Below are 21,477 nucleotides of genomic sequence, written 5' to 3' on the forward strand. Positions count from 1 at the left end.
CTAACGTTTTTCGCGAGCAGGCTCGCTCCTACAGGGTCAAGCGGTGTGGGTCAGAGCGGCGCCATGCCCTCGACGATAATGACCTCTGCCTTCGCCACGCCTTCGCGATGTCCCCTGGCCTCCTGATACAGCGCCGAGTGATAGCAAGCCACCGCCTGCTCATAGGAATCAAACTCGATCACCACACTGCGTTGCGGCGTAGGCCGGCCTTCCATCGCCTCGCTGCGCCCGCCCCGCGCGAGAATCCGACCGCCATACAGGGCAAACGCCTTCGGCGCCCGCTGGGTGTATTGGCTGTATTGATCGGGGTCGGTGATGTCCACGTGAGCAATCCAGTAAGCCTTCATAGTGACCTCTCGGTTTGTTTTGTATTATGGTATACCACAATACTCATCCAACAAACACTGAGACTCCAGCATGGCCTTCAACAGCATCGAAGAAATCATCGAAGATTACCGCCTCGGCAAAATGGTCCTGCTGGTCGACGACGAAGACCGGGAAAACGAAGGCGACCTGCTGCTGGCCGCCGACTGCTGCACGCCCGAGGCGATCAGTTTCATGGCCCGCGAAGCCCGTGGCCTGATCTGCCTGACCTTGACCGACGAGCACTGCAAACGCCTGGGCCTGGAGCAGATGGTGCCGAGCAACGGCAGCGTGTTCAGCACCGCCTTCACCGTGTCCATCGAGGCCGCCGTCGGGGTGACCACCGGTATCTCCGCCGCCGATCGTGCCTGCACCGTGGCCGCCGCCGTCGCTGCCAACGCCGGCCCTGCCGACATCGTGCAACCCGGCCATATCTTCCCGTTGCGTGCCCGGGAAGGCGGCGTGCTGACCCGCGCCGGTCATACCGAGGCCGGTTGCGACCTGGCCCGCCTGGCCGGCCATACCCCGGCCTCGGTGATCGTCGAAGTGATGAACGACGACGGCACCATGGCCCGGCGCCCTGACCTGGAAGTGTTTGCGCGCAAGCACGGGATCAAGATCGGCACCATCGCCGACCTGATCCACTACCGCCTTAGCACCGAACACACCATCGTGCGCATCGGTGAACGTGATCTGCCCACCGTACACGGCACCTTTCGTCTGATCACCTTTGAGGATCACATCGAAGGCGGTGTCCACATGGCCATGGTCATGGGCGATCTGCGCCGTGATGAGCCGACGCTGGTGCGCGTGCATGTGATTGACCCGTTGCGCGATCTGGTCGGTGCCGAGTACAGCGGGCCGACCAACTGGACCTTGTGGGCCGCCTTGCAGCGTGTCGCCGCCGAAGGTCACGGCGTGGTGGTGGTGCTGGCCAATCACGAATCCTCCCAGGCGTTGCTCGAACGTGTACCGCAATTGACCCAGACGCCCCGACAGTTCAGCCGTTCGCAGTCGCGGATTTATTCGGAGGTGGGCACCGGTGCGCAGATCCTGCAGAACCTGGGTGTCGGCAAGCTGCGCCATCTCGGGCCGCCGCTGAAATATGCCGGTTTGACCGGGTATGACCTGGAAGTGGTGGAGAGTATTCCATTCACCGAGTGACTCTTGGTTTAACGCAATTCCCTGTGGGAGCGGGCTTGCTCGCGAAGAGGGAGTGTCAGTCGACCCAAAGTTGTCTGACACACCGCTTTCGCGAGCAAGCCCGCTCCCACAGGGGATTGCGTCGCCGGACGAAGTTCAGATCCACAGAAAAAACACCTTTTGGCTGATAGCCGGTACGGCAAAATGCTTGCACAAAGTTTGGAATACCATAATATGATATTCCATAGACCGGACAGTCAGCACTGACTCGACGGACCTACTGCTCCCGATAGGCGGGCACTCCAAAGCCCCGCTCATAAACACAACAATGAGGGCGTGAAAATGGTGTTGAACAAACGTGCGACCGCAGTTCTTTTTGCGGGACTGCTGAGCGTGACCAGCCAGGCATTGCTGGCGGCTGAAAGCGTCAACTTCGTGAGTTGGGGCGGCAGCACCCAGGATGCGCAGAAGCAGGCCTGGGCCGACCCGTTCAGCAAGGCCAGTGGCATTACCGTCGTGCAGGATGGCCCGACCGACTACGGCAAACTCAAGGCCATGGTCGAGAGCGGCAACGTGCAGTGGGACGTGGTCGACGTCGAAGCCGACTTCGCCTTGCGCGCCGCCGCCGAAGGCTTGCTCGAACCCCTCGATTTCAAAGTCATTGAACGCGACAAGATCGACCCGCGCTTCGTCAGCGATCACGGCGTCGGCTCGTTCTTCTTCTCCTTCGTCCTCGGCTACAACGAAGGCAAGCTCGGCGCCAACAAGCCTCAGGACTGGTCTGCGCTGTTCGACACCAAGACCTACCCCGGCAAACGCGCCCTCTACAAATGGCCAAGCCCAGGCGTGCTTGAACTGGCGTTGCTGGCCGACGGTGTAGCGGCGGACAAGCTCTACCCGCTGGACCTGGACCGCGCCTTCAAGAAACTCGACACCATCAAGAAAGACATCGTCTGGTGGGGCGGCGGCGCGCAGTCACAGCAGCTGCTGGCCTCCGGTGAGGCAAGCATGGGCCAGTTCTGGAACGGCCGGATCCATGCCCTGCAGGAAGACGGCGCCCCGGTCGGCGTAAGCTGGAAGCAGAACCTGGTCATGGCCGACATCCTGGTCATCCCCAAGGGTTCGAAAAACAAGGACGCGGCGATGAAGTTCCTGGCCAATGCCAGCAGCGCCAAAGGACAGGCGGACTTCTCCAACCTGACCGCCTACGCCCCGGTCAACGTCGACAGTGTGGCGCGCCTGGATTCGGCGCTGGCCCCTAACCTGCCGACCGCCTACGCAAAGGATCAGATCACTCTTGATTTCGCGTACTGGGCCAAGAACGGTCCGGCCATCGCGACACGGTGGAACGAATGGCTGGTCAAATGAAAATGGCGGTAACCGCCTCCCGTCCATCCACGCCAGTCGGGAGCGCCTCCGGCGCTGTCGGCAAGGCGGCTGCGATGACGCAATCCCCTACCCTGGCGCAACGCTGGCGCGGATCGAGCAACCTGATCCCCGCCCTGCTGTTCCTCGGCCTGTTCTTTCTCGCGCCGCTGATTGGCCTGCTGTTGCGCGGCGTGCTGGAACCGGTGCCGGGCCTGGGCAACTATGAGCAATTGTTCGCCAACTCGGCCTATGCGCGGGTGTTGCTCAACACCTTCTCGGTGGCCGGCCTGGTGACGCTGTTCAGCCTGTTGCTGGGCTTCCCGCTGGCCTGGGCGATCACCCTGGTGCCGCGCGGCTGGGGCCGCTGGATCCTGAACATCGTGCTGCTGTCGATGTGGACCAGCCTGCTCGCCCGCACCTACTCCTGGCTGGTGTTGCTGCAAGCCTCCGGGGTGATCAACAAGGCGTTGATGGCCATGGGCATCATCGATCAACCGCTGGAGATGGTGCACAACCTCACCGGCGTGGTGATCGGCATGAGCTACATCATGATCCCGTTCATCGTGCTGCCGTTGCAGGCGACCATGCAGGCCATCGACCCGATGATCCTGCAGGCCGGCTCGATCTGCGGCGCCAGTCCGTGGACCAACTTCTTCCGGGTGTTCCTGCCGCTGTGCCGGCCGGGGCTGTTCTCCGGCGGCCTGATGGTGTTCGTGATGTCCCTCGGTTACTACGTGACCCCGGCGCTGCTGGGCGGTGCGCAGAACATGATGCTGCCCGAGTTCATCATTCAGCAGGTGCAGTCGTTCCTCAACTGGGGCCTGGCCAGCGCCGGCGCCGCGTTGCTGATCGTGATCACGCTGGTGTTGTTCTACTTCTACCTGAAGCTCCAGCCGGAATCCCCGGTTGGCGCCAGCAACGCGAGGTAAGCCGTCATGCTCCTGACCCCCAATGCCATGAGCCGGCGCATGCGCTTCGGCCTGTATGCCACCACCGGGCTGATCGGTCTTTTCCTGCTGCTGCCGATTGTGTTCATCGTGCTGCTGTCGTTCGGCTCGTCGCAATGGCTGGTGTTCCCGCCACCGGGCTGGACGCTGAAATGGTACGGCCAGTTCTTCTCCAACGCCGACTGGATGAGCGCGGCCATGGCCAGCCTCAAGGTCGCGGTGCTGACCACGTTCTTCGCCGTGGCCCTGGGCCTGCCCACAGCTTTCGCCCTGGTGCGTGGCCGCTTCCCCGGCCGGGAAATGCTCTACGGTCTGTTCACTCTGCCAATGATCGTGCCGCTGGTGATCATCGCCGTGGCGGTGTACGCGCTGTTCCTGAAACTGGGCTACACCGGGACCATGTTCGCGTTCGTGGTCAGCCACGTCATCGTCGCGCTGCCGTTCACCATCATCTCGATCATCAATTCGCTGAAGCTGTTCGATCAGTCGATCGAGGATGCAGCGGTGATCTGCGGCGCCTCACGCCTGCAAGCGGTGTTCAAGGTGACCTTCCCGGCGATTCGTCCGGGCATGGTGGCCGGCGCCCTCTTCGCCTTCCTCGTCTCCTGGGATGAAGTGGTGCTGAGCGTGATGATGGCCAGCCCGACCCTGCAAACCCTTCCCGTGAAAATGTGGACCACCCTGCGCCAGGACCTGACGCCCGTGATCGCCGTCGCCTCGACGCTGCTGATCGGCCTCTCGGTATTGGTCATGGTGATCGCCGCCGCACTGCGCCGGCGCAATGAAATCAGCGCCTGAGCGCGCAGGAGTACGACATGAGTGCAGTGATCAAAGATTCCGCGCAGCAAAATGACAAGCCCCTGGTGAGCCTGCGCAACCTGAACAAATACTACGGCGACTTTGCCGCCGTGGACGACATCTCGCTGGACATCAAGGACGGTGAATTCCTCACCTTTCTCGGCTCCAGCGGCTCGGGCAAAAGCACCACGCTGTCGATGCTCGCCGGTTTCGAAACCCCGAGCAGCGGCGAGATCCTGGTCAACGGCCAGTCGCTGGTGAATGTGCCGCCGCACAAACGCGATATCGGCATGGTGTTCCAGCGCTATTCGCTGTTCCCGCACCTGTCGGTACGCGACAACATCGCCTTCCCGTTGGCCATCCGCAAACTGGCCGCCGCCGAACGCGAACGCCGGGTCGATGCAATGCTCAAGCTGGTGCAGCTTGAGCAGTTTGCCCATCGCCGCCCTTCGCAATTGTCCGGTGGCCAGCAGCAACGAGTCGCCATTGCACGGGCGCTGGTCTATGAGCCACGCATCCTGCTGATGGACGAACCCCTCGGTGCGCTGGACAAGAAACTGCGCGAAGACTTGCAGGACGAACTGCGTCAGCTGCATCGGCGCCTGGGCATCACCATCGTCTACGTGACCCACGATCAGGAAGAAGCCATGCGCCTGTCCCAGCGCATCGCGATTTTCAGCCATGGCAAGATCGTCGGCCTGGGCAGCGGCTATGACCTGTACCAGAATCCGCCGAATGCTTTTGTCGCCTCGTTCCTTGGCAACTCCAACTTCCTCAAACTCAAGGCCCAGGGTAATGCGGTGGCGACCTTCGAAGGGAAACCGCTGTCGATCCGACTCACGGCCGGCCTGCAAACTGATCAGAACGTGTTGCTGATGGTGCGTCCGGAAAAAGCCCTGGCCCTGAGCAATGAACAGGCCGTTGCCGAACCCTTGGCTGCCGGCTGGAACGAAGTCTCAGCCAAGGTCGTGGAAGTGCTGTTTCTGGGTGAAAGCCAGACGTGCAGCGTGGTCACCGCTGGCGGCACCTCGATGACGGTCAAGGCGCTGTCCGCCGCCGGCATGCCGCTCAAGTCCGGTGACCCGGTGCGGGTGCGCTGGGCTACTGCGGATGCCTGCGTCTACACCGAATGGGCCGAAAGCGACCTGAACAAGGCCGCCGGCGCTCACTGATCCATTGGCCTGCGCGCGCGGGCCACTATAATGAGTCACCCTCGGGCCACCACAACGTCGGGTTGTGGTGGCCTTTTTTCTGTCGCCTGTAAGATAAATTGGACAACGGATTCCTAAAATCCCGGTTTAATGCTAAATAGTGCTCAGTATTTTTAACACCCGACCCTGTCGTGCCACACAGTGCAACGAGAATAACGATATGAAAGTCCATTTCGAGAAAAGTGAAGTGTTTGGGACCCTCCACCTGCAAGCGGCGGTGGCAGCATGATCGAAGTTACCGAAGTTTCCATCGCCGAGCTGCGCGCCGCGCTCGAATCCGGCCAGACCACCTCGGTTGAACTGGTCCAGGCTTATCTTGCGCGGATCGACGCCTTTGACGGCCCCGAAACGCCTACCGCGTTGAACGCAGTCGTGGTTCGCAACCCCGAGGCGCTCGCCGAAGCCCAGGCGTCCGATGCCCGTCGCGCCAAGGGCCAGACGCTGGGGCCGTTGGACGGGATCCCCTACACCGCCAAGGACAGCTATCTGGTCAAAGGGCTCACCGCCGCTTCCGGCAGCCCGGCCTTCAAGGACCTGGTCGCCTATCGCGATGCGTTCACCATCGAACGTCTGCGCGCCGCCGGGGCCATCTGCCTGGGCAAGACCAACATGCCGCCAATGGCCAACGGCGGGATGCAGCGTGGTGTCTACGGCCGCGCCGAGAGCCCGTACAACGCTGACTACCTCACCGCCCCTTTCGCCTCCGGCTCGTCGAACGGTGCCGGCACGGCGACCGCGGCCAGTTTCTCGGCCTTCGGCCTGGCGGAAGAAACCTGGTCGAGCGGCCGTGGACCGGCCTCGAACAATGGCTTGTGCGCCTACACCCCTTCGCGCGGCGTGATCTCGGTGCGCGGCAACTGGCCGTTGACCCCGACCATGGACGTGGTCGTGCCGTTTGCCCGGACCATGGCCGACCTGCTCGAAGTGCTCGACGTGGTCGTGGCCGATGACCCGGACACCCGTGGCGACCTGTGGCGCCTGCAGCCCTGGGTACCGATCCCGAAATCTTCTTCGGTACGCCCTGAGTCCTATGCCGCGCTGGCCGCGAATAGCGATGCGCTCAAAGGCAAGAAATTCGGCATCCCGCGCATGTACATCAACGCCGACACTGAAGCCGGCACCTCCGAAGCACCGGGCATCGGTGGGCCGACTGGCCAACGCATCAACACCCGTCCTTCGGTGATCGGGCTTTGGGAACAGGCGCGCAAGGCCCTCGAAGCCGCGGGCGCCGAAGTGCTCGAAGTGGACTTCCCGCTGGTCTCCAACTGCGAAGGCGATCGTCCTGGTGCGCCGACCGTGTTCAATCGCGGCATCGTCTCCAAGGAATTTTTACACCATGAACTGTGGGACCTGTCCGCCTGGGCCTTCGATGATTTCCTGCAAGCGAACGGCGATCCCAAACTGAATCGCCTCGTCGATGTCGACGGCCCGCAGATCTTCCCTCATGACCCGGGCACCCTGCCCAACCGCGAGGGTGACCTGGCCGCCGGCATGGACGAATACGTGCGCATGGCCGAACGCGGCATCACGCCCTGGGATCAGATCAGCACGGTGCCGGACGGCCTGCGCGGCCTGGAAAAGACCCGCAAGATCGATCTGGAAGACTGGATGGATCGCCTGGGCCTCGACGCGGTGCTGTTCCCGACGGTGGCCGATGTGGGTCCGGCGAATGCCGATGTCGATCCGCAATCGGCGGATATCGCCTGGAGCAACGGCGTATGGGTCGCCAATGGCAACCTCGCCATCCGTCATCTCGGTGTGCCGACGGTCACCGTACCGATGGGCGTGATGCCGGACATCGGCATGCCGGTCGGCCTGACGTTTGCCGGGCGCGCCTATGACGACTCGTCGCTGCTGCACCTGGCGTCGGCGTTCGAATCGACCGGCAGCAAACGCATGATCCCGCCGCGTACCCCGCCATTGGTCGCTGACAAGCGGTAATGTGGGAGCTGGCTTGCCAGCGATGGTCGTTAACGATAACGCGTTTGAGCTGGATGAACGCGGCGCACTTGAGTCCATCGCCGGCAAGCCGGCCCCTACAGTTTCCCGGGATCATCAGGGATCAACCTGGGCCATCAGCTCGGGAATCGATTCCGGCCGCTTGGCATAACGCTGTGCCAGCACCGCACAGACCATCAGTTGAATCTGGTGGAACAACATCAGCGGCAAGATCAGCAAGCCAATGGTGCTACCGGCAAACAGCACCTGCGCCATCGGCACGCCGGTCGCCAGGCTTTTCTTCGAACCGCAGAAGAGAATGGTGATGCGGTCTTCCTGGTTGAAGCCGAATGCCTTGCCCAGTACGGTCGAGGCCACCAACACCAGCGCCAGAACGATGCAGCAGACCAGCACCAGCCCAAGCAGATCCAACAACGGAATCTGCTGCCAGATGCCTTCGATCACCGCTTCGCTGAACGCGCCGTAGACCACCAGCAGAATCGAACCCTGGTCGACGAACTTCAACCAGTTCTTGTTGCGCGCCACCCAGTTGCCGATCCAGCGCCGCGCGATCTGCCCAGCAATGAACGGCAGCAGCAACTGCACGCTGATCTTGAGGATGGCGTCGAGGGTCGAGGCGCCTTCGCCGTGGACATTCAACAGCAGGGTCACCAGCAACGGCGTGAGGAAAATCCCGAACAGGCTGGACGCCGCCGCGCTGCAAATCGCCGCCGGGATGTTGCCCCGCGCCAGCGAAGTAAAGGCAATCGCCGACTGCACCGTGGCGGGTAGCGCGCACAGGTAGAGCATGCCCATGTACAGGTCATTGCCGATCAGCGGCGACAGCAGCGGCTTGAGCGCCAGACCGAGCAACGGAAACAGCACGAAGGTCAGGCTGAACACCAGCAAATGCAGGCGCCAGTGCCCGGCACCGGCAATGATCGACTCGCGGGACAGCTTGGCGCCATGCAGGAAAAACAGCAGCGCAATGGCGATGTTGGTCAGCCAGCCAAAACCGAGCGCGACCTGGCCGCTGACGGGCAGCAGGCTGGCGAGCGTCACTACGCCGATCAGGGTCAGGGTGAAGTTGTCGGGTAACAAACGGGGGCGAGTCATGGGGTTGATCATCCGGGGGTTGCCAGTACATGAAAGTGACTCTAACGTGCCTGATAATTACCGACTAACGCCGATGAGCCAGCTGATGCCGCCTAAAGGACATGACAAGAGTGTTCGACGCAGTATTCCCGGGCTGTCCAGCCTGCCACGACCGCTCTACGGCCGTACCGAATCGCTGCCCAATCGCGCACTGACCCGGCGCCACAGCCACCCGTGGGTGCAGCTTTCCTATGCGATTGCGGGCGTGCTCGAAATACAGACCGGCGTCGGGCGTTTCGTGGCCCCGCCGGAGCGTGCTGTGTGGATTCCGGCGGGAATGCCGCACCGGGTGTTCAGTTCGCCGCGCACGGAAATGCGCAGCCTATACATCGATTGCAGCGTCTCGACGTGGGCACCGCCGGGCTGTCATGTACTGGGGGTCAGTGATTTGTTGCGCGAGTTGATCCGCGCCTTCAGTCAGGTTCCGGTGGAATACGATCAGGACGGGCCGCACGGTCGGTTGGCCCAGGTGATTCTGGATCAGTTGGCCGAGGCGCCACAGATCGACTTGATGCTGCCGCTGCCCCAGGACAGTCGATTGCGGCAAATCGCGCAAAGCCTGGAGTCGCACCCGGAGCAACAGACCACGCTCAGCCACTGGAGCGACCAATTCGGCGTCACCGAGAAAACCCTCAGTCGCCTGTTCCTGCGCGACACCGGCCTGACCTTTCGCGCCTGGCGCCAGCGCTTGCGCCTGCTCGGCGCCCTGACGCCGCTGGAGCAGGGCGAGCGAGTGACCGACGTCGCGTTGGCCTGTGGCTACGATTCGACGTCAGCGTTTATCGCTGCCTTCCGCCAGCAATTCGGCGAAACACCGGGGGAGTTTTTTCGCTGAGTCCAGCACCGTACACCTCTGTTGCCTGTCAGTCCTCCATTGCGAGCAAGCTCGCTCCCACAGGGGCCATGGGTATACACAAAACCTGTGCTCGACATAAAAACCTGTGGGAGCGAGCTTGCTCGCGATGGCGCCGGGTCAGTCGACACCTGCATTGACTGTCAGGTCGCTATCGCGAGCAGGCTCGCTCCTACAGGGATTTCACATAAATATCCCGGTGTTACTGATCGGACTTGATACTGGTCCAGACCCGGGTACGGACCCGCTCAAGCTTTTGCGGCAGTGGCTGCACGACGTACAGCGTCTTCAATGCCTCGCTGGTCGGTGTCAGGTTCGGGTTGCCGGTGATGTCCTTGTTGATCAGCGCCAGCGAGTCCTTGTTGGCATTCGGGTAACCGAGGAAGTCGCTGATCGGCGCGATGACTTTCGGGTCCAGCAGGTGGTTGAGGAATTCGTGGGCCTCGGCGACGTTCTTCGCGCTTTTCGGGATGGCGAAGGTGTCGAACCAGATCGGCGCGCCTTCTTTCGGCAGGCGCCAGTCGACGACCACGCCGTTGCCCGCCTCTTTGGCGCGATTGCCGAATTGATAGAAGCTGCCGGAGTAACCGATGGCCACGCAGATATCGCCGTTGGCGATGTCGGTCATGTACTTGGCGGAGTTGAAATAGGTGACGTAGGGGCGAACCTTGAGCATCAATGCCTTGGCTTTTTCGTAGTCATCGGGGTTCTGGCTGTTCGGATCCAGCCCCAGGTAATGCAGGGCCAGCGGCAGGATCTCCGACGGTGAGTCGAGCATCGCTACGCCACAGGCCTTGAGCTTCTCCATGTTCTCGGGCTTGAACACCAGGTCCCAGCTGTCCACCGGCGCATTCTCGCCCAGCGCCGCCTTGACCTTGGCCGGGTTGAAACCGATCAACACGGTGCCATACATGTAGGGCACGCCGTACTGGTTGCCCGGGTCGTTCTTGTCCAGCAGTTTGAGCAATGCAGGGTCCTGGTGCGACCAGTTCGGCAACTTGGACTTGTCGAGCTTCTGGAACACGCCCGCCTTGATCTGGGTTTCGATGAACTGGTTCGACGGCACCACCAGGTCGTAGCCCGAGTTGCCGGTCAGCAGCTTGGCTTCCAGGGACTCGTTGGTGTCGAAGGTGTCCCAGGTCACCTTGATCCCGGTGTCCTTGGCGAAATCCTTGGGCACGGACGGCAGGATGTAGTCCGCCCAGTTGTACACCCGCAATTCGCGCTGTTCGGCATGCACCGCGCTGGCCAGCAGCGACAGTCCGCAAACGGTGGCGCCCAGTATGCGTTTCATTGAGTCCATGGATCATTTCCCCAAGTGTGGCGTGAGTTCGATGGTTTTTATGTTCTGTACACGGCAGCAGCCTTGAAAACAGCCAAGGGCAAGGAAGTGAAGCGTCTGGTTGTGGTTTTCACCTTGGGTTGCCGACTCAGCCACCCGCGTCTGATTCTTGCTGACGGCGTCGCCGGTTCACAGCGTGAGGCAGGCCAAAAGGAGATCGAAATGGCCAAAATACATGTCCGCTTTGATCAGCGGTGCGAGGCCTTTCACCGAGGTTAGTCCAAACAGCCGATGCCCGGGCAGCCTCGTTGCCGCTTATTGCGCAACACACCAATAACAAGATCGCGAGGCTTCGATGCGTGCTCCACTCCTGCTTGCCCTGCCCCTGCTCGGCCTGCTCAGTGCCTGTTCCGAACCCTATGAACCGAAACCGCTGGCCAGCAACGGCAGCGCCACACCCTTGATCGGTAGCGCCGCTGTCGCGCAACCGCTGAACGGTACGATTCCCGCCAACCCCTACATGACCAGCAACGGCAGCAGCTACATGCATTCCGATGGCTACAGCTCCGACACGCACCCGGGGCCAGGTCCGTTGGGCCGGGATGTACAGGTGAACAGTCGCGATGGCAGCCGCAAGCCCGGCGGCATGTGCCCGATCCATACCTTCGATCAGCAGGGTCGCCTGGTGGTGTTGTGCGCCAACCTGATGCAGTTCGAACTGCAATTGCTCGAACCACGCACCCTCAAGCTGCTGGCCCGCTATCCGCTGCCGCCGCGTCCGTCGACTTTCCACGCGCTGATTACCCTGGACCCGGACAAGATCATGGCCGACACCTCCGGCGCCTATTTCTATGTCGACGAACAGAATCGCGTGGTCATCGCCGATGCCGAGCAGCACATCCAGCGCGTCGTACATCGTCAGGATGAGTCCGGTGCGTGGTCGTTCGAAGCGGTCGACAACTGGGACCTGAGCGACAAGGTCCCCCACGATTGTGTGAAGCCTGCCAACTGGTTCCCCAAAGGCGAATGCGACCCCGTCACCGGGGTCATGCCCGATCACCGGGGCTTGATCTGGTGGATCACCCGACGCGGCCGTATCGGCACCCTGAACCCCGACACCGGCAAGGTCCAGGGCATTCAACTGGCCAACGAAGAAATCCAGAACGGCATGTCGGTGGCGGCCGATGGTGTCTACCTGGTGTCCGACCACGCCATGTACCGCTTCGTCGCCGATGCCGAGGGCGAGCCCGTGCAAGGCTGGCGCGAAGTCTATGACCGCGGCACCACGCGCAAGGTCGGCGCGATCAATCAGGGCAGCGGTACCACCCCGACCCTGCTCGGCGAGCGCTACGTCACCATCACCGACAACAGCGACGGACGCATCAACCTGCTGGTCTACCGTCGCGAGCAGGACTACGCCGGCAATCGCCTGATCTGCAAGCTGCCGGTGTTCGACAACAACGCCTCGGCCACCGACAACTCGGCCATCGGCTGGGGTCGCTCGATCATCCTCGAGAACAACGCCGGCTACACCAGCGCCTTCGCGCAGAAGGACTGGCAGGCCGTGCACGGCGGCATCAGCCGCATCGACATCCGCACCGATGAGTCGGGCTGCGACCGGATCTGGGAATCGAAGGAACGTTCGCCTTCGGTGGTCCCCAAACTCTCGGTGAGCAACGGTCTGCTGTACTTCTACACCTTCGAGCCGCAGCCCGACGGCGAGAACGCCTGGTACCTGATGGCGCTGGATTTCGACAGCGGCCAGACCCGATTCAAGGCGCTGAGCGGGGTCGGCCAGGCCTTCGACAACAACTGGTCGCCGATCACACTGGCGCCGGACGGCACGGCCTATGTCGGGACTTTCGGTGGGTTGGTTGCTCTTTGGGACAAGGGGGTGAATGCAACAAACGAGCAACCACGCGTGAGTGCCAGTGGCAGCCAACCCTGAAAAGCGATTCATTGTGGGAGCGAGCCTCCCACAGGGGATCGGGTGCACCTTTGAGACATTGGTCAGCTGTCAGGCCGTCATCGCGAGCAAGCTCGCTCCCACAATTTGATCGGTGTGCATCAGCAAGAAATTGATTGGGTGGCAGGCCGCCTTCGCGAGCAGGCTCGCTCCTACAGTTGGGCTGGGTACACTCGAAAGAAATTGGTCGGCTGGCAGGCCGACCTATTCGCAATTGAACGCGTTCCCTGTAGGAGCGAGCTTGCTCGCGAAAAACGTCTGGACAACACGATCAATCAGGCAGCACGCGTTATCGTTGACGTCCATCGCGAGCAAGCTCGCTCCTACAGGGCCGAGCGTTAGCTCGGCAGGCTGAACGGAGGAACCCCGAGCCTAAGCGAGGGGCCGTACGTTCGGGGCGAGACCTTTGGTTCCTTTGGGCTGGGCCGGCACTCCGGCGTTTGCCAAAGGGACTCGCCGTAAGGGCGAAACCGCCAGCCGCCGTTACCGCAGAAACGGATATGTACTCAATCAACCAAGAACCTGGTCGGCCCAAAGGCCGCCAAGGTCAAAGAATATCAACCAACACCAACAACCCCCTCCCCATGCATCTGCCGCAACAACACCAACCCACCCTCCAGAAACTCCGAAGCCCCCACCGCCCCCGCCTCGACCGCCAGTCCTTGCAACTGCTCACGTCCGGTCAACTCGGGAAACTCGCCAATTCGCAGCAACAACCGCCACGCCAACGGACTCAATTCAGAAAACCTCACACTCCAGTCCTCGGCGCGACGCACCAGCAACAAGGTCGGCTGAGCAGGCGCCACATCAGGCTGGTAATCCGGCCCCACCCTTTGCACCGGCCAGGCATACGCCAACGGCCAGGCCAGCGGCGACACCCGCAAGGGCCGATCCAGCAGCAACGCGGCATCACCACCCACCAGAAGCTCGGCGTCAGACTGTTGCAACGCCATTTCCACCCACTCGTAATGCGCCAGCTCCACCATGAACGGCGGCCACGGCCCATCACTCAACGCCTGAGGCCCGGCCGCGAGAAACTCGACAAACTCCTGGGCGATCTCACCGAATTTCGGCGTGCGGGCGCGGTAGTCCCGCAGAAAGATCCGCACCAGCGAACGCCAGTGCTCGTCACCCAGAATCTTCACCAACACCGGAAAGGTGCCACTGAGCAGCGAAGACAGGTTGGCGAACACCAGATCGCGATAAACCAGGGCCCGCGCCGGGTCCATTTCGGTGGGTGGCCCGTTGCGTTCAGGGTCGCGCAGGTAGAGGCCCATGGTGGTTTGTTGATGCAAAAGGCTCGACTTACCCACGGTTCACGCCCTCCTGTTGCAGGCGGCGAATGGTCTTCAATTCCGCCACCAGTTCAGCGAAGACGGGAAAGTTGAAATCCCGCTCCAGCAAGGTCGGTTGCGCACCGAACCGGGCATAAGCCTGGGCCAGCAACGACCACACCGCCGGTTTGACCGAAGCGCCATGGGTGTCGATCTTCAAGGTGTCAGACTCATCGAAATGCCCGGCAATGTGCATCGCCACCACCCGCCCCGAATCGATGCCAGCCAGGAACACCTGCGGATCGAAGCCGTGGTTGATCGAATTGACGTACACGTTGTTGACGTCCAGCAACAGGTCGCAATCGGCCTCGCGCAGCACGGCATTGGTGAAGGTCACCTCGTCCATGTCCTGTTGAGGCGCGGCATAGTAAGAGACGTTTTCCACCGCCAGGCGTCGCCCGAGAATGTCCTGGGCCTGACGGATACGCGCGGCGACGTGGTGCACCGCCTCTTCGGTAAAAGGCAACGGCAACAGGTCGTACAGGTGACCGTCATCGCTGCAATAGCTCAAATGCTCGCTGTAGAGCGGCACGTTGTAGTGATCGAGAAAACCCCGGACTTCCTGCAAAAAACCGACGTCCAGCGCCGACGGCCCACCGAGGGACAGGGACAAACCGTGACAGGACAATGGATAGCGTTCCGCCAGGGCCCGCAATGCCGCGCCGTGGGCACCGCCGATGCCGATCCAGTTTTCCGGTGCGATTTCCAGAAAGTCGAAATCGCCTGCTGGTGCGGCCTGGAGGTCTTTGAGTAAACCGCGACGTAGGCCAAGCCCTGCGCTGGCCTTGGCTACGGGGGGAATGGAGGTCTGCATGGTGTCGATCTCACAAGCTGTTCAAGGACGCGAGCCGGTGCCCGCCATGAGACAGAGTTAATCGAAGGGGTGTATCAGGACTGTGTTCGGCTGGGGCCGGAATTAGAGGTCACTGTGTCGAAAAGGGGTCTGGATACAGTGGGATACACGCCCGCTCCCACAGGGTCGTGTACCGCCAGAAAAAACGTTGCTTTCGTCGCGCCAGACCGCGCGGTACAAGGCCCGAACTAAACTTACTGCACACAGGGCCCGCTTGGTGCCCTGTACATTCCCACGACCACCGCCCAGTGGCGATCCCCTCGCCAGACAACGCCTCTGGACCGTGATCCTGCTGAAGGAGCACACATGATGGACGAGGCCAGACTCAACGATTTCATGGGCAAACTGGTTAATGACATGGGCGGCGCGGCGATGCTCGCCAACGTCATCCTCGGCGAAGAACTCGGTCTGTACCGGGCGATGGCCGACAGTCAACCCATCACCCCTGAAACCCTTGCCGAGAAAACCGGCTGCAACACCCGCCTGCTGCGCGAATGGCTCAGTGCCCACGCCGCCTCAGGCTACATGGAACACCAGGACGGCCAGTTCCGCCTGCCCGAAGAGCAGGCCATGGCTTTGGCAAAAGAAGACTCACCGGTTTATGTGGCGGGCGGGATCGGCGTGGTCGCGTCGTTTTTCCATGACAAGGACAAACTGGTCAACGCCATGCGCGGCAACGGCGCCCTGCCCTGGGGCGATCACCATCCGTGCATGTTCAGCGGGACCGAACGCTTCTTCCGCCCCGGCTACAAAGCCCATCTGGTCGCCGAATGGTTGCCGGCCCTCGACGGCGTGGTGGCCAAACTGGAAGCCGGGGCCAAAGTGGCGGACATCGGCTGCGGCCATGGCGCCTCGACGGTGATCATGGCCCAGGCGTTTCCGGATTCGCGCTTCGTCGGTTTCGACTACCACGCGCCGTCCGTTACCGTTGCCACCCAACGGGCCGAAGAAGGGGGTGTATCCAGCCGGGCCAGGTTCTTCCAGGGCACGGCCAAAAGCTACCCCGGCAGCGACTACGACCTGATCTGCTACTTCGATTGCCTGCATGACATGGGCGACCCGGTGGGCGCGGCCAGGCATGCCTATGAGTCGTTGAAGGACGACGGCACGGTGCTGCTGGTCGAGCCCTACGCCAACGACTTGCTCGACGACAACGTCAACCCGATCGGACGCCTGTTCTACGCGGCGTCGACCTTTATCTGCACGCCCAATTCGCTGTCCCAGGAAGTCGGCCTCGGCCTCGGTGCCCAGGCCGGTGAAGCGCGTTTGCGCAAGGTGTTCAGCGAGGCCGGTTTCACCCGTTTCCGCCGGGCCACGGAAACACCGTTCAACCTGATCCTGGAGGCGCGTAAATAAATACTGTCTGCTTTTTGTAGGAGCGAGCTTGCTCGCGATAAACGCGATCACGCCGCGGGGTGTCAGGCTTACAGTGTTATCGTTGACGACCATCGCGAGCAAGCTCGCTCCTACAGGCCTGCACAGCATGTTCGACAATCTGATCCATGAACAGCTCGATCGCCTCCATCAGCTCATGGCGGATCAGCCGTTTGCCGTGCTGACCGGGGCCGGCATCAGCACGCCTTCGGGCATCCCGGATTATCGCGACAGCCAGGGCGTGCGACGGGGCCGGCAGCCGATGATGTACCAGGAGTTTCTCTCGGCCCCGGAGTCCCGGCGACGCTACTGGGCGCGGGCGATGCTCGGCTGGCCGAGGGTGCGTCTGGCGCAGCCGAACGAAGCCCACGACACCCTGGCTCGCTTGCAAGACACGCGACAGATCAGAGGGCTGATCACCCAGAACGTCGACACCCTGCACGACCAGGCTGGCAGCCGTGACGTGATCGAACTCCACGGCAGTCTGCATCGGGTGTTGTGCCTGGATTGCGGCCGGCACAGCGAGCGCGATTCGATCCAGCACTTGATGGAAACACAGAACCCCTACCTGGCCGGCGTCGACGCGGTGCAAGCGCCGGACGGCGACACCTTGCTCGACCCGGCCTTCGAGGCACGCTTCCAGGTCCCGCACTGCCCGCATTGCGCCGGGGAACGGATGAAGCCGGATGTGGTGTTTTTTGGCGAGAACGTCGCACAGGCCACGGCGGCGAAAGCGATGGCCGCCGTCGAACAGGCTGCCGGGCTGTTGGTGATCGGCTCGTCGCTGATGGCTTATTCGGCATTTCGCTTGTGCCGGGCGGTGGTGGATCAGGGCAAGCCGTTGATTGCGATCAACCTGGGCAAGACCCGGGCGGACGAGATTCTGGACTTGAAGATCGAGGGGTCGTGCGAGCGCTTGTTGCCAATATTGGCGAAGCTACTTGGCAACTGACGAAACCCGATCCCTGTGGGAGCGAGCTAGCTCGCGATGACGGTGGATCAGCCAATAAACTGTCTGGATGTGCTGGCCTCATCGCGAGCAAGCTCGCTCCCACAAGGTCCCCCATACAACTCACGAAAATCGCTGACCAAGGTTTTCCTCTTTCAGCACATCAAACATCGCCTGCGCCGCCGCCGACAGCTCGCCCCCCGGCAACGTCAACACCCCCAGCGCCCGCTCCACCACCGGGTCGCGCAAGGTGATGCAACGCGCCCCCAGTTCACGCATCTGCCCCGCGCACAAGGCCGGCACCGCGCTCACGCCCAGGCCACTGGCGACCATGCGCCCGACCGTCGCCAGTTGATGGCTTTCAAATTCCACCGGCAGCTTCATCCCGCGGGCCTGCAGATGCTCTTCAAGCATTACTCGCACAGTGGACGGACGCTGCAAGGTAATGAACGGCTCCTTGAGCAGGGTCTGCCAGTCGATGTCATCGAGCTCGGCCAGTGCCGAATCCAGAGGCACCACCGCGACGAAACGGTCGATGTACAACGGCGTGAATTGCAGCGACGAACTCTGGGTCGGTTCAAAGGCCACTCCCAGCTCCACCTGGCGGTCACGGACCATTTCCAGCACCTGCTCGTTGATCACGTCATTGACCGTCACGTTGACATTCGGATAACGGGCGCGGAAGGTCTTGAGGATCGGCGGCAGCAGGTTGCCGGCGAACGACGGCATCGCCGCCAGGGTCACGCGACCGCGCTGCAGGGTGAAACGTTGACGCAGTTCATCCTCGGCATTGTCCCAGTCGGCGATCAACCGGCGCGCCAGCGGCACCAGGGATTCGCCTTCGGCGGTGAGCGCCACGTTACGCGTGTTGCGGGTGAACAAGCGCCCGCCCAGGCCCTCCTCCAGCGCCTTGATGGTCAGGCTCAGGGCCGATTGCGACAGGTGCAGGCGCTCGCAGGCCACGGCAAAGCTCAGGCTCTGGGCCACGGCCAGAAAGGCGCGGATCTGCTTGACGGTCATGGGGCAACGCTCCGGTTGTAAGCTACAGGTTCTAAGCTGCAAGAGACTGGGCAACACATTATTGAGCTTTATCAATCAATCCGCTCTAAAAAACAACTTAACAAATGAATCTGACAGCGAGACACTCCATCCCATTCGGCTAGCCAGCCGCCCACAAAGAATAAAAGAGGTGCATATGGCAGGTTTCGACAAGCGCGTGAGTTCCTACGAGGAAGCTCTGGCAGGTCTTGAAGACGGCATGACCGTGATCGCCGGCGGCTTCGGCCTGTGCGGGATCCCGGAAAACCTGATCAACGAGATCAAGCGCAAGGGCACCCGCGATCTCACCGTGGTTTCCAACAACTGCGGAGTCGACGGTTTCGGCCTTGGCGTACTGCTGACCGACCGCCAGATCAGCAAAGTGGTCGCGTCCTACGTCGGCGAAAACAAGCTGTTCGAAGAGCAACTGCTCAAGGGCGAAATCGAAGTCACCCTGACCCCCCAAGGCACCCTCGCTGAAAAAATGCGTGCTGGCGGCGCCGGCATCCCGGCGTTCTTCACCGCCACCGGCGTTGGCACGCCTGTCGCCGACGGCAAGGAAGTCCGCGAATTCCATGGTCGCAAGTACCTGATGGAAGAATCCATCACCGGCGACTTCGCCATCGTCAAAGGCTGGAAAGCCGACCATTTCGGTAACGTGATCTATCGCCACACCGCCCAGAACTTCAACCCGCTGGCGGCCACCGCCGGCAAGATCACTGTGGTCGAAGTCGAAGAAATCGTCGAACCCGGCGAGCTGGACCCGGCGCAGATCCACACCCCTGGCATCTACGTCGACCGGATCATCTGCGGCACGTTCGAGAAGCGCATCGAACAGCGCACCGTGCGTAAGTGATCCCCTGCCCCCGGACCGAATGAAGGAATAAAAACAATGGCACTTTCCCGCGAACAAATGGCTCAACGCGTCGCCCGCGAAATGCAGGACGGCTTCTACGTGAACCTGGGCATCGGCATTCCGACCCTGGTCGCCAACTACATCCCCGAAGGCATGGAAGTCATGCTGCAGTCGGAAAACGGCTTGCTGGGCATGGGTCCTTTTCCTACTGAAGACACCATCGATGCCGACATGATCAACGCCGGCAAGCAAACCGTGACCGCACGTATCGGTGCTTCGATCTTTTCCTCGGCCGAGTCCTTCGCGATGATCCGCGGTGGTCATGTCGACCTGACCGTGCTGGGCGCCTTTGAAGTGGACGTGCAAGGCAACATCGCCTCGTGGATGATCCCCGGCAAACTGGTCAAGGGTATGGGCGGCGCGATGGACCTGGTCGCCGGTGCAGACAACATCATCGTCATCATGACCCACGCATCCAAGGATGGTGAATCCAAGCTGCTGTCCCAATGCAGCCTGCCGCTGACCGGCGCCGGGTGCATCAAGCGTGTACTGACCGACCTGGCCTACCTGGAAATCGAAAACGGCGCGTTCATCCTGAAAGAACGTGCGCCGGGCGTCAGCGTCGAAGAGATCGTCGCCAAGACCGCAGGTAAACTGATCGTGCCGGACCACGTACCGGAAATGCAGTTCGCTGCCCAGTGAGGAATCATTCCATGCAAGAAGTCGTCATTGTTGCCGCCACGCGCACCGCGATCGGCAGTTTCCAGGGTTCGCTGGCCAATGTGTCCGCCGTCGACCTGGGCGCTGCGGTGATCCGCCAGCTGCTGGCACAAACCGGCCTGGATCCTGCGCAAGTCGATGAAGTGATCATGGGCCAGGTGCTGACCGCCGGCGCCGGGCAAAACCCTGCGCGCCAGGCCGCAATCAAGGCCGGCCTGCCCTTCGCCGTGCCGGCCTTGACCCTGAACAAGGTCTGCGGCTCCGGTCTCAAGGCCCTGCACCTGGGTGCCCAGGCGATTCGCTGCGGTGATGCCGAGGTCATCATCGCCGGTGGCCAGGAAAACATGAGCCTGGCCAACTACGTCATGCCCGGTGCCCGCACCGGCCTGCGCATGGGCCACGCGCAAATCGTCGACACCATGATCAGCGATGGCCTGTGGGACGCGTTCAACGATTACCACATGGGTATCACCGCCGAGAATCTGGCCGAGAAATACAGCCTGAGCCGCGAGCAGCAGGACGCGTTCGCCGCCGCCTCGCAGCAGAAAGCCGTGGCCGCCATCGAAGCCGGGCGCTTCGTCGATGAAATCACGCCGATCCTGATCCCGCAGCGCAAGGGCGATCCGCTGTCCTTCGCCACCGACGAGCAGCCACGGGCCGGCACCACCGCCGAATCCCTGGGCAAACTCAAAGCCGCCTTCAAGAAGGACGGTTCGGTGACCGCCGGTAACGCTTCGTCGCTGAACGACGGTGCCGCGGCCGTGATCCTGATGAGCGCCGAAAAGGCCAAGGCCCTGGGCCTGCCAGTCCTTGCAAAAATCGCCGCCTACGCCAACGCAGGCGTCGACCCGGCGATCATGGGCATCGGCCCGGTGTCGGCCACCCGCCGCTGCCTGGACAAGGCCGGCTGGTCCATCGACCAGCTGGACCTGATCGAAGCCAACGAAGCCTTCGCCGCGCAATCGCTGGCCGTGGCCAAGGACCTGGAATGGGACTTGAACAAGGTCAACGTCAACGGCGGCGCCATCGCCCTGGGTCACCCGATCGGTGCCTCGGGTTGCCGCGTGCTGGTGACCCTGCTGCATGAAATGCTCAAGCGTGACGCCAGGAAAGGCCTCGCCACCCTGTGTATCGGTGGTGGTCAGGGCGTGGCACTGGCGCTCGAACGGGCTTAAGCCAACAGCGTTCAACAGACGGCGCGGGGACCCACGAAGATCCGTGACCGCCTGGAAAAACACCCGGTGCGATGCAAGTCGCACCGGGTTCTTTTTTGCCTGCGTTTTATTCAGATGGACCGCGTTATCGTTCATCGCGAGCAAGCTCGCTCCC

General features: G+C 62.0%; 20 protein-coding genes. 14 read left to right on the forward strand and 6 right to left on the reverse strand.

Features of this window, described 5'->3' with window-relative positions; translation table 11 throughout:
- Positions 1 to 50: 50 nt before the first annotated feature.
- Positions 51 to 347 (reverse strand): DUF1330 domain-containing protein, encoded by a 297-nt coding sequence (locus ABIE16_RS15875; protein ID WP_150814363.1) that lies wholly within the window; start codon positions 345 to 347, stop codon positions 51 to 53.
- A 70-nt stretch (positions 348 to 417) separates the two neighbouring features.
- Here ABIE16_RS15875 and ribBA point away from each other — a divergent pair, with 70 nt between their 5' ends.
- From ribBA to ABIE16_RS15905, 6 genes are all read left to right on the forward strand, one after another.
- On the forward strand, positions 418 to 1,527 hold the full coding sequence (gene ribBA / locus ABIE16_RS15880) for a bifunctional 3,4-dihydroxy-2-butanone-4-phosphate synthase/GTP cyclohydrolase II (protein WP_429521512.1): 1,110 nt from the start codon (positions 418 to 420) through the stop codon (positions 1,525 to 1,527).
- Positions 1,528 to 1,848: 321 nt separating this feature from the next.
- Positions 1,849 to 2,874 (forward strand): ABC transporter substrate-binding protein, encoded by a 1,026-nt coding sequence (locus tag ABIE16_RS15885; RefSeq protein ID WP_095967714.1) that lies wholly within the window; start codon positions 1,849 to 1,851, stop codon positions 2,872 to 2,874.
- The gene (locus ABIE16_RS15890; RefSeq protein WP_167362897.1) at positions 2,871 to 3,803 is read left to right on the forward strand and encodes an ABC transporter permease; all 933 of its coding nucleotides are present in this window, start codon (positions 2,871 to 2,873) and stop codon (positions 3,801 to 3,803) included. The genes ABIE16_RS15885 and ABIE16_RS15890 overlap by 4 nt, the downstream gene beginning before the upstream one ends.
- Before the next feature lie 6 nt (positions 3,804 to 3,809).
- Positions 3,810 to 4,619, forward strand: a complete 810-nt coding sequence (locus tag ABIE16_RS15895) for an ABC transporter permease (protein WP_090456315.1) — start codon at positions 3,810 to 3,812, stop codon at positions 4,617 to 4,619.
- 17 nt (positions 4,620 to 4,636) lie between these two features.
- Positions 4,637 to 5,791, forward strand: coding sequence for an ABC transporter ATP-binding protein (locus ABIE16_RS15900; RefSeq protein ID WP_429521513.1), 1,155 nt, complete (start codon positions 4,637 to 4,639; stop codon positions 5,789 to 5,791).
- 264 nt (positions 5,792 to 6,055) lie between these two features.
- On the forward strand, positions 6,056 to 7,771 hold the full coding sequence (locus tag ABIE16_RS15905) for an amidase (RefSeq protein WP_429521514.1): 1,716 nt from the start codon (positions 6,056 to 6,058) through the stop codon (positions 7,769 to 7,771).
- 114 nt (positions 7,772 to 7,885) lie between these two features.
- On the opposite strand, the gene ABIE16_RS15910 is transcribed toward ABIE16_RS15905, so the two are convergent.
- Positions 7,886 to 8,884 (reverse strand): bile acid:sodium symporter family protein, encoded by a 999-nt coding sequence (locus ABIE16_RS15910; RefSeq protein ID WP_429521515.1) that lies wholly within the window; start codon positions 8,882 to 8,884, stop codon positions 7,886 to 7,888.
- 85 nt (positions 8,885 to 8,969) lie between these two features.
- Here ABIE16_RS15910 and ABIE16_RS15915 point away from each other — a divergent pair, with 85 nt between their 5' ends.
- A complete protein-coding gene (locus ABIE16_RS15915; protein ID WP_223503793.1) occupies positions 8,970 to 9,758 on the forward strand; it encodes an AraC family transcriptional regulator in 789 nt (262 codons plus the stop codon).
- Positions 9,759 to 9,978: 220 nt separating this feature from the next.
- Here ABIE16_RS15915 and ABIE16_RS15920 read toward each other — a convergent pair whose 3' ends face one another.
- The gene (locus tag ABIE16_RS15920; protein ID WP_151214966.1) at positions 9,979 to 11,079 is read right to left on the reverse strand and encodes a polyamine ABC transporter substrate-binding protein; all 1,101 of its coding nucleotides are present in this window, start codon (positions 11,077 to 11,079) and stop codon (positions 9,979 to 9,981) included.
- A 15-nt stretch (positions 11,080 to 11,094) separates the two neighbouring features.
- Between ABIE16_RS15920 and ABIE16_RS15925 the strand changes: the two genes are divergently transcribed.
- Together ABIE16_RS15925 and ABIE16_RS15930 are read left to right on the forward strand one after the other, a co-directional pair.
- The gene (locus tag ABIE16_RS15925) at positions 11,095 to 11,337 is read left to right on the forward strand and encodes a hypothetical protein (protein WP_090456324.1); all 243 of its coding nucleotides are present in this window, start codon (positions 11,095 to 11,097) and stop codon (positions 11,335 to 11,337) included.
- A gap of 76 nt (positions 11,338 to 11,413) precedes the next feature.
- A complete protein-coding gene (locus ABIE16_RS15930) occupies positions 11,414 to 13,006 on the forward strand; it encodes a hypothetical protein (RefSeq protein WP_429521516.1) in 1,593 nt (530 codons plus the stop codon).
- A 575-nt stretch (positions 13,007 to 13,581) separates the two neighbouring features.
- Here ABIE16_RS15930 and ABIE16_RS15935 read toward each other — a convergent pair.
- A complete protein-coding gene (locus tag ABIE16_RS15935; protein WP_429521517.1) occupies positions 13,582 to 14,337 on the reverse strand; it encodes an HvfC family RiPP maturation protein in 756 nt (251 codons plus the stop codon).
- The gene (locus tag ABIE16_RS15940) at positions 14,330 to 15,172 is read right to left on the reverse strand and encodes an HvfB family MNIO-type RiPP peptide maturase (RefSeq protein WP_429521518.1); all 843 of its coding nucleotides are present in this window, start codon (positions 15,170 to 15,172) and stop codon (positions 14,330 to 14,332) included. The genes ABIE16_RS15935 and ABIE16_RS15940 overlap by 8 nt, the downstream gene beginning before the upstream one ends.
- A gap of 348 nt (positions 15,173 to 15,520) precedes the next feature.
- Between ABIE16_RS15940 and ABIE16_RS15945 the strand changes: the two genes are divergently transcribed.
- Both ABIE16_RS15945 and ABIE16_RS15950 read left to right on the forward strand, forming a co-directional pair.
- Positions 15,521 to 16,567 (forward strand): class I SAM-dependent methyltransferase, encoded by a 1,047-nt coding sequence (locus ABIE16_RS15945; protein WP_090457940.1) that lies wholly within the window; start codon positions 15,521 to 15,523, stop codon positions 16,565 to 16,567.
- Positions 16,568 to 16,694: 127 nt separating this feature from the next.
- Positions 16,695 to 17,537, forward strand: a complete 843-nt coding sequence (locus ABIE16_RS15950) for an NAD-dependent protein deacetylase (RefSeq protein WP_429521519.1) — start codon at positions 16,695 to 16,697, stop codon at positions 17,535 to 17,537.
- A 120-nt stretch (positions 17,538 to 17,657) separates the two neighbouring features.
- On the opposite strand, the gene ABIE16_RS15955 is transcribed toward ABIE16_RS15950, so the two are convergent.
- Positions 17,658 to 18,554: a LysR family transcriptional regulator gene (locus ABIE16_RS15955; protein WP_150814351.1), complete on the reverse strand. Its 897-nt coding sequence runs from the start codon at positions 18,552 to 18,554 to the stop codon at positions 17,658 to 17,660.
- 175 nt (positions 18,555 to 18,729) lie between these two features.
- Here ABIE16_RS15955 and ABIE16_RS15960 point away from each other — a divergent pair, with 175 nt between their 5' ends.
- Genes ABIE16_RS15960 through ABIE16_RS15970 form a run of 3 tightly spaced genes read left to right on the forward strand, consistent with a single transcriptional unit; the run spans position 18,730 to position 21,323 of the window.
- A complete protein-coding gene (locus ABIE16_RS15960) occupies positions 18,730 to 19,428 on the forward strand; it encodes a CoA transferase subunit A (RefSeq protein WP_034150336.1) in 699 nt (232 codons plus the stop codon).
- A gap of 36 nt (positions 19,429 to 19,464) precedes the next feature.
- Positions 19,465 to 20,130 (forward strand): CoA transferase subunit B, encoded by a 666-nt coding sequence (locus ABIE16_RS15965; protein ID WP_008021761.1) that lies wholly within the window; start codon positions 19,465 to 19,467, stop codon positions 20,128 to 20,130.
- A gap of 11 nt (positions 20,131 to 20,141) precedes the next feature.
- Complete coding sequence (locus tag ABIE16_RS15970) at positions 20,142 to 21,323, forward strand: acetyl-CoA C-acetyltransferase (RefSeq protein ID WP_090456334.1); 1,182 nt, start codon at positions 20,142 to 20,144, stop codon at positions 21,321 to 21,323.
- Positions 21,324 to 21,477 lie beyond the last annotated feature (154 nt).

Origin of the sequence: Pseudomonas sp. 2725, from assembly GCF_050434585.1 — a bacterium.
Classification (GTDB): Bacteria; Pseudomonadota; Gammaproteobacteria; order Pseudomonadales; family Pseudomonadaceae; genus Aquipseudomonas; species Aquipseudomonas jessenii.

What these genes read in the sequence shown, in the direction of transcription:
- ABIE16_RS15875 (WP_150814363.1), bottom strand. Translation starts at nt 347, where the DNA reads ATGAAGGCTTACTGGATTGCTCACGTGGACATCACCGACCCCGATCAA.
- ribBA (WP_429521512.1), top strand. Translation starts at nt 418, where the DNA reads ATGGCCTTCAACAGCATCGAAGAAATCATCGAAGATTACCGCCTCGGC.
- ABIE16_RS15885 (WP_095967714.1), top strand. Translation starts at nt 1,849, where the DNA reads ATGGTGTTGAACAAACGTGCGACCGCAGTTCTTTTTGCGGGACTGCTG.
- ABIE16_RS15890 (WP_167362897.1), top strand. Translation starts at nt 2,871, where the DNA reads ATGAAAATGGCGGTAACCGCCTCCCGTCCATCCACGCCAGTCGGGAGC.
- ABIE16_RS15895 (WP_090456315.1), top strand. Translation starts at nt 3,810, where the DNA reads ATGCTCCTGACCCCCAATGCCATGAGCCGGCGCATGCGCTTCGGCCTG.
- ABIE16_RS15900 (WP_429521513.1), top strand. Translation starts at nt 4,637, where the DNA reads ATGAGTGCAGTGATCAAAGATTCCGCGCAGCAAAATGACAAGCCCCTG.
- ABIE16_RS15905 (WP_429521514.1), top strand. Translation starts at nt 6,056, where the DNA reads ATGATCGAAGTTACCGAAGTTTCCATCGCCGAGCTGCGCGCCGCGCTC.
- ABIE16_RS15910 (WP_429521515.1), bottom strand. Translation starts at nt 8,884, where the DNA reads ATGACTCGCCCCCGTTTGTTACCCGACAACTTCACCCTGACCCTGATC.
- ABIE16_RS15915 (WP_223503793.1), top strand. Translation starts at nt 8,970, where the DNA reads ATGCCGCCTAAAGGACATGACAAGAGTGTTCGACGCAGTATTCCCGGG.
- ABIE16_RS15920 (WP_151214966.1), bottom strand. Translation starts at nt 11,079, where the DNA reads ATGGACTCAATGAAACGCATACTGGGCGCCACCGTTTGCGGACTGTCG.
- ABIE16_RS15930 (WP_429521516.1), top strand. Translation starts at nt 11,414, where the DNA reads ATGCGTGCTCCACTCCTGCTTGCCCTGCCCCTGCTCGGCCTGCTCAGT.
- ABIE16_RS15940 (WP_429521518.1), bottom strand. Translation starts at nt 15,172, where the DNA reads ATGCAGACCTCCATTCCCCCCGTAGCCAAGGCCAGCGCAGGGCTTGGC.
- ABIE16_RS15945 (WP_090457940.1), top strand. Translation starts at nt 15,521, where the DNA reads ATGGACGAGGCCAGACTCAACGATTTCATGGGCAAACTGGTTAATGAC.
- ABIE16_RS15950 (WP_429521519.1), top strand. Translation starts at nt 16,695, where the DNA reads ATGTTCGACAATCTGATCCATGAACAGCTCGATCGCCTCCATCAGCTC.
- ABIE16_RS15955 (WP_150814351.1), bottom strand. Translation starts at nt 18,554, where the DNA reads ATGACCGTCAAGCAGATCCGCGCCTTTCTGGCCGTGGCCCAGAGCCTG.
- ABIE16_RS15960 (WP_034150336.1), top strand. Translation starts at nt 18,730, where the DNA reads ATGGCAGGTTTCGACAAGCGCGTGAGTTCCTACGAGGAAGCTCTGGCA.
- ABIE16_RS15965 (WP_008021761.1), top strand. Translation starts at nt 19,465, where the DNA reads ATGGCACTTTCCCGCGAACAAATGGCTCAACGCGTCGCCCGCGAAATG.
- ABIE16_RS15970 (WP_090456334.1), top strand. Translation starts at nt 20,142, where the DNA reads ATGCAAGAAGTCGTCATTGTTGCCGCCACGCGCACCGCGATCGGCAGT.